Genomic DNA, 5,617 nt, shown 5'->3' with positions numbered 1-5,617 from the left:
CGTGTAGGGGTTCTGCGGGCCGTGGCCCTGCCAGGGCAGCGCCGGGTTGTACCACTCGGGCAGCGAGTAGTAGAGCCCGGGGTGCACGTCGGGGGTGTACCGGCGGTCGGCGGCGAACAGCTCGCCGACCAGGTCGCGGTGCGGCCCCATCGCGACCGAGTTGCGGCCGCTCACGGCGGTGTCGAACAGCGAGAAGCCCGGGCGTCGACGGATCCCCCCGGATAGGCCACGCCGAAGCGTGGACATCCACATCGTACCGATATATCAACGCCAGAGCGAGGGGAGAATCCCGCGGAATGACGCGCGAAAACAGGGTCTATGCAGATGAATCCTCCGGCGTACACTGGTGCCACCCATGACTGCTGCTCCCTTCGCCCCGCTCGAGCCGCGCGGTGCCGTCCTCGGAGACGAGGTGTACGCGCGCCTTGGCGAGGCCATCCTCGACGGCCGCCTCGCTCCCGGCGAGCGACTGCGCGACCACGAGCTCGCCGAGCGGCTGGGAGTCTCGCGGACGCCCGTGCGCGAGGCGCTGCAGCGGCTGGAGCGCGTCGGACTGGTCGAGGTGTCGCCGCACCGGTACACGCGGGTGTCGCAGCCGAACCGGCAGTCCGACACCGCGGAGCTCGTGGCCTTCAACATGGGGCTCGCCGTGCGGATGGCGACCGTCCGCGCCGACGAGGAGTCGATGAGCCTGGCGCTGGACCGGCTCGACGACGTGATCGCCGCGTCCCGCGCCGATGACCCCGTCGTGCTCGCCGACGCGAGTCACGCCTTCTTCGCCGTGATCACGTCGGCGGCCGACAATTTCGCGCTCCTGCAGTTCGTGCGGGAGTACGAGTTCGCGATCCGCCGCGACATGGTCGGCTGGCAGCCGTTCCTCGAGTGCCCCTTCGGGCGCACCGCGGCGTACGAGGAGTTCCGTGAAGCGTTCGTCGCGCGCGACGGCGACCGCGCCGAGGCGCTGCTGCGCAGCATCCACGGCCTCCCCTGATCTCCGCATCTCTTCTGGATGTCGGGTGCCGCCGCTACGTTGTTGCGCGTGCACCACATCGACCTGCGCCCGATCGACGATGACGACCTCGACGCGGTCTTCGAGATGATGCGCGACCGTGAGGCGATCGCGATGGCCGCTTTCACGGCGTCGGATCCCGACGACCGCGCGGCGTTCGACGCGTGGATCGCCCGCCAGCGCGCCAGCGACGACGTGCTGAGTCTCGTCGTCACCGAGGACGGCGGCTTCGCCGGCACCGCCGCCGCCTTCACGGTCGATGGCGACCGAGAGGTGAGCTTCTGGATCGCCCGTCACGCACAGGGCCGGGGTGTCGCGACCGCCGCGCTGCGCCTGCTGATCTCGCACGAGCCAGTGCGCCCGCTCTACGCCCGCGCCGCCGCGCACAACGCCGGTTCGATCGCCGTGCTCCGCAAGGTCGGCTTCACCGAGCTCTCGCGCAACGTCGATTTCGCGCCGGGCCTCGGGCGCGAGGTCGAAGAGATCGTCTTCACGCTGCCGCCGGCACTCGACGGCGCCTGACCGTCAGGCCAGCAGCCCGGTGCTTCCCATGAGTCGCGTCGGCACGAGGTGGATCGCCACGCGCAGCGGGTTCTCCCGGGGCTGCCGGTAGCGCTCGGCGTAGAGCGCGACGGCACGGGCGATCTCGACGGGATCGTCGTGGATGCTCGCGACCCCCTGGAAGGCGATCCATCTGGCCCCGTCCACCGCACTGACCGTGGCCGTCCCCTCCCGGAGGACGTTGTGCACCTTCTGCGACGTCCGCGACGTGATGATCCGGACGATCCCGTCGTGAAAAGTGAAGCCGACGGGCACGGCATGGATCGCGCCCCGCTTCGACATCGTCGAGAGCGTGCCGAGATGCCGCTCCCGGACGAATTCGACACCGGCCGCCGTCAACTCCCGCACGGCCCCACGCTACCGTCAGGCGCGGTGCTCGGCGGCGCGGTCCGGAGACGCCGAAGGCCCCCGGGATACCCGGGGGCCTTCGTTCTGTGCGCGAGGGGGGAGTTGAACCCCCACGCCCTTTCGGGCACTGGCACCTGAAGCCAGCGCGTCTGCCTATTCCGCCACTCGCGCGAGCCGCGGATCCGAGGATGCCGCGAAACTCAACTTGCCGAGGATATCACGCGATCCGCGTGACGCCGAACTCGGCTGATCCGACAGCCGATCCATCGCACGGACAGACTGTGCAATTAGCATGTAGCAACCGGCATCCCCCTCAAGAGGAGCTCCGTGGGACTACTTGACAGCTTCGAGAAAGGTCTCGAACGCGCTGTGAACAGCGCGTTCGCCAAGACCTTCCGCAGCGGCATCCAGCCTGTCGAGATCGCGTCCGCCCTGCGCAGCGAACTCGACAAGAAGGCCGCCGTGGTCAGCCGCGACCGCATCCTGGCTCCGAACACCTTCACGGTGCGCCTCTCGGCCGCCGACGACGAGCGGATGTCGGCCCTCGGCGACGCCCTCACGCACGAGCTCGACACGCTCGTCCACAAGCATGCCAAGGCGCAGGGGTACTCGTTCGCCGGCCCGGTCACCATCGCCCTCCGCCGCGACGAACAGCTGGGCACCGGCACGCTCCGCGTGGAGTCGACCACGGCCCAGGGCGGACGCGTCGCCTGGCGCGGCGTGGTCGATGTCGAGGGCCGCCGCATCCCGCTCACGAAGGCGCGCACGGTCATCGGCCGCGGCAGCGACGCCGACATCACCGTGGCCGACTCGGGCACGAGCCGCAAGCACGTCGAGATCCTGTGGGACGGCGAGCGCGCCATGGTCCGCGACATGAACTCCACCAACGGCACGATGCTCGACGGCCGCAAGGTGACCGAGGCCGCGCTGCCGCCGGACTCGACGGTGCGCATCGGCCGCACCGACATCGTCTTCCGCGTGGTCGCCCGGGCCTCCGCACCGCGGCAGCCGGCATCCGTCGACGACGCCACGCGTCGCTTCGACCTCAGCGAAGGCGGTCCGCTGGCATGAGCGAGCTCACCCTCCTGCTGCTGCGCATCGGCTTCCTCGTGCTGATGTGGGCCTTCGTGTTCGCGGTGGTCTACTCGCTGCGGGCCGACCTCTTCGGCGTGAAGGTGCGCCGGATGCCGGATGCCGCCGCCGCAGCGGCTCCGGGCGCCGCGGCACCGGTCGCCGGCGCCGGCCCATCGGCGGCGACCGCTCCCGTCTCCGCGCCGGCCCCCGCGCCGCACGTGGACGGCGGTCCCGCCACCACGTCCACGGTGTCGCGCATCGTGATCACGAGCGGACCCAAGGCGGGCCTCGAGCTGCCGCTCGGCAATGAGCCGCTGACGATCGGGCGCTCCAGCGAGTCCGGGCTCGTCGTGCGCGACGACTACACGTCCAGCCATCACGCACGCCTCGTGCTGTGGGGCGAGCAGTGGATGATCCAGGATCTCGACTCGACCAACGGCACGTGGCATGACGGCGCCCGCGTCGCCTCTCCCGTCCCGATCAAGGTGGGCGCCCCGATCAAGGTGGGCGCGACGACCTTCGAGCTGCGGAAGTAGCGGGCGGACCCCTCACACATGGTCTTCCAGGGCTCAAGCACCGCGATCTCGCACACCGGCAAGGTCCGCTCCAACAACCAGGACTCCGGCTACGCCGGTTCGAACCTGTTCGTCGTCGCGGACGGCATGGGCGGCCACGCCGGCGGCGACGTCGCCTCCAGCGTCGCGATCGCGCGCCTGGAGGGGCTCGACAGGCCGTACGACACGACCGCTTCCGCCGAACGGGCGCTGCGGGACGCGATCTCGGAGGCCGCCGTCGACCTGATCGACACGGTGCACGTGCGTCCCGAGCTGGCCGGCATGGGCACGACGGTGAGCGCGCTCATCATGGTCGACGACTACGCGGTCATCGCGCACATCGGCGACTCGCGCATCTACCTGTATCGCGACGACACGCTCACCCAGATCACCACCGACCACACGTTCGTGCAGCGTCTCGTGGACTCCGGCCGCATCACGCCCGAAGAGGCGCGCTACCACCCGCGGCGCTCCGTGCTCATGCGCGTGCTGGGCGACATGGACCCCGATCCCGAGCTCGACACGTTCATCATGCCGACACAGCCCGGCGACCGCTGGCTGCTGTGCTCGGACGGCCTGTCGGGCGTCGTCGACGACGCCCACACCGCCAAGGCGCTGGGCATGGGCCTCGCGCCGGGTCGCACCGCCGACATCCTGCTCAAGCAGGCGCTCGACGGCGGCGCACCCGACAACGTCACGATGGTCATCGTCGACGTCGGCGGGCAGCATCCGGTCTTCTCGGGCACCGCGACGATCGTCGGGTCCGCGTCGAACCCGAAGGGCGTGGAGGTCCCCGCCGCCGCGCCGCGGCGCGCCAGCTGGCTGCATCCCAACCGGCAGGCGGCCAACGAGCCGACGCACTTCGAGCCGGCCCCCGAGTTCCTCGAGGAGCTCATCGAAGAGGACCGCCGGCGCTCCCGGCGCCGCCGCATCGGCTGGATCACGGGCCTCGCCCTCGTGCTCATCCTCATCTCGGGCGCGATCTGGCTCGGCTACCAGTGGACGCAGACCCGCTACTTCGTCGGCGCCGACGAGGACACCGTCGTGATCTATCAGGGAGTGCAGCAGAACATCGGGCCGATCTCGCTGTCGACGAAGTACGAAGACACCGAGATCCCGCTCGATTCGCTGTCGGACTTCGCGCGTGCGACCGTGGAGGGGACGATCTCGGCCAGCTCCCTCGCAGACGCGCGCCGTATCGTCGCCGACATCAGTGATCTGGCCGGAGGGAGCGGATGAGCGCGCCTGTGACGACGCCCGCCGACGGCGTCTCTGCCGACACCGCCGTGATCCGCGCCCTGCGGCGCATCCGCGTGCCGCAGACCCAGCGCAACCGCGAACTGGCGCTCCTCATCTTCGCGTTCGTCATCAACGGCTCGGCCGTGGCGCTCGTGCAGCTGGGCGCTCTCGGCGCGATCGACTGGACGTTCCTGGTCTACTGCGGCGGCCTCACGGCCCTCGTGATCGCGCTGCACATCCTGCTGCGCCTGCGCGCTCGGGCCGCCGACCCCTTCGTCGTCCCGATCGCCACCCTGCTCACCGGCATCGGGCTGGCGATGATCTACCGCATCGACATCGCGCGCGACCGCCACGGATGGGACGCGTTCTCGACGCGACAGCTGGCATGGGCGGCGATCGCGCTGGTGGCGGCGATCCTCGTCGTGATGTTCCTGCGCAATTACCGCGTGCTCTTCCGCTACACGTACATCTTCGGCCTCGTGGGCATCGTGCTGCTGATCCTGCCGGTCATCCCGGGCCTGGGGACCGACGCGAACGCCGACGTGTGGGTCTCGCTCGGCTTCTTCTCGTTCCAGCCGGGCGAGCTCGCCAAGATCGCGCTCGGCATCTTCTTCGCCGGCTACCTCGTCCGCACGCGCGAGAGCCTGACGTCCACCGGCACGCGATTCCTCGGAATCACGTGGCCCCGCGCCCGCGAGCTCGGCCCGCTCCTCGTCGTCTGGGCGGTGTCGCTCGGCATCATCGTCCTGCAGCGCGACCTCGGCACGGGACTCCTCATCTTCGGCATGTTCGTCGCCATGCTGTACGTCGCGACCGGCAAGACGAGCTGGGT

At 70.2% G+C, this 5,617-nt stretch carries 8 protein-coding genes and 1 tRNA gene; 6 read left to right on the top strand and 3 right to left on the bottom strand.

Features of this window, described 5'->3' with window-relative positions:
- Window positions 1–246, bottom strand: a 246-nt coding sequence (locus ACTHNQ_RS20860; RefSeq protein ID WP_440335829.1) for an alpha-L-fucosidase, incomplete at its 3' end; no start/stop codon positions are given.
- 109 nt (window positions 247–355) lie between these two features.
- Between ACTHNQ_RS20860 and ACTHNQ_RS20855 the strand changes: the two genes are divergently transcribed.
- Window positions 356–991: a GntR family transcriptional regulator gene (locus tag ACTHNQ_RS20855; protein WP_440335828.1), complete on the top strand. Its 636-nt coding sequence runs from the start codon at window positions 356–358 to the stop codon at window positions 989–991.
- Window positions 992–1,039: 48 nt separating this feature from the next.
- A complete protein-coding gene (locus tag ACTHNQ_RS20850) occupies window positions 1,040–1,531 on the top strand; it encodes a GNAT family N-acetyltransferase (protein WP_440335827.1) in 492 nt (163 codons plus the stop codon).
- A 3-nt stretch (window positions 1,532–1,534) separates the two neighbouring features.
- On the opposite strand, the gene ACTHNQ_RS20845 is transcribed toward ACTHNQ_RS20850, so the two are convergent.
- The gene (locus ACTHNQ_RS20845; RefSeq protein WP_440335826.1) at window positions 1,535–1,918 is read right to left on the bottom strand and encodes a pyridoxamine 5'-phosphate oxidase family protein; all 384 of its coding nucleotides are present in this window, start codon (window positions 1,916–1,918) and stop codon (window positions 1,535–1,537) included.
- Between the two features lie 87 nt (window positions 1,919–2,005).
- Window positions 2,006–2,089: transfer RNA gene (locus ACTHNQ_RS20840), tRNA-Leu, on the bottom strand.
- 156 nt (window positions 2,090–2,245) lie between these two features.
- Between ACTHNQ_RS20840 and ACTHNQ_RS20835 the strand changes: the two genes are divergently transcribed.
- The 4 genes from ACTHNQ_RS20835 to ACTHNQ_RS20820 form a co-directional block, all read left to right on the top strand.
- Complete coding sequence (locus tag ACTHNQ_RS20835) at window positions 2,246–2,989, top strand: FhaA domain-containing protein (protein WP_440335825.1); 744 nt, start codon at window positions 2,246–2,248, stop codon at window positions 2,987–2,989.
- Entirely contained in the window at window positions 2,986–3,528 is a 543-nt protein-coding gene (locus tag ACTHNQ_RS20830) for an FHA domain-containing protein FhaB/FipA (RefSeq protein ID WP_018173737.1), read from the top strand. Before ACTHNQ_RS20835 ends, ACTHNQ_RS20830 begins: the two co-directional genes overlap by 4 nt.
- A gap of 18 nt (window positions 3,529–3,546) precedes the next feature.
- Window positions 3,547–4,785: a PP2C family protein-serine/threonine phosphatase gene (locus ACTHNQ_RS20825; protein ID WP_440335824.1), complete on the top strand. Its 1,239-nt coding sequence runs from the start codon at window positions 3,547–3,549 to the stop codon at window positions 4,783–4,785.
- Window positions 4,782–5,617: FtsW/RodA/SpoVE family cell cycle protein (locus ACTHNQ_RS20820; protein WP_440335823.1), on the top strand; the 836-nt coding region annotated here is incomplete at its 3' end. The genes ACTHNQ_RS20825 and ACTHNQ_RS20820, both read left to right, overlap by 4 nt.

This window comes from Microbacterium sp. (assembly GCF_051953575.1).
Taxonomy (GTDB): Bacteria; Actinomycetota; Actinomycetes; order Actinomycetales; family Microbacteriaceae; genus Microbacterium.
The sequence above is the reverse complement of the archived record's forward strand: the minus strand, read 5'-3'. Positions and strand labels throughout refer to the sequence as shown.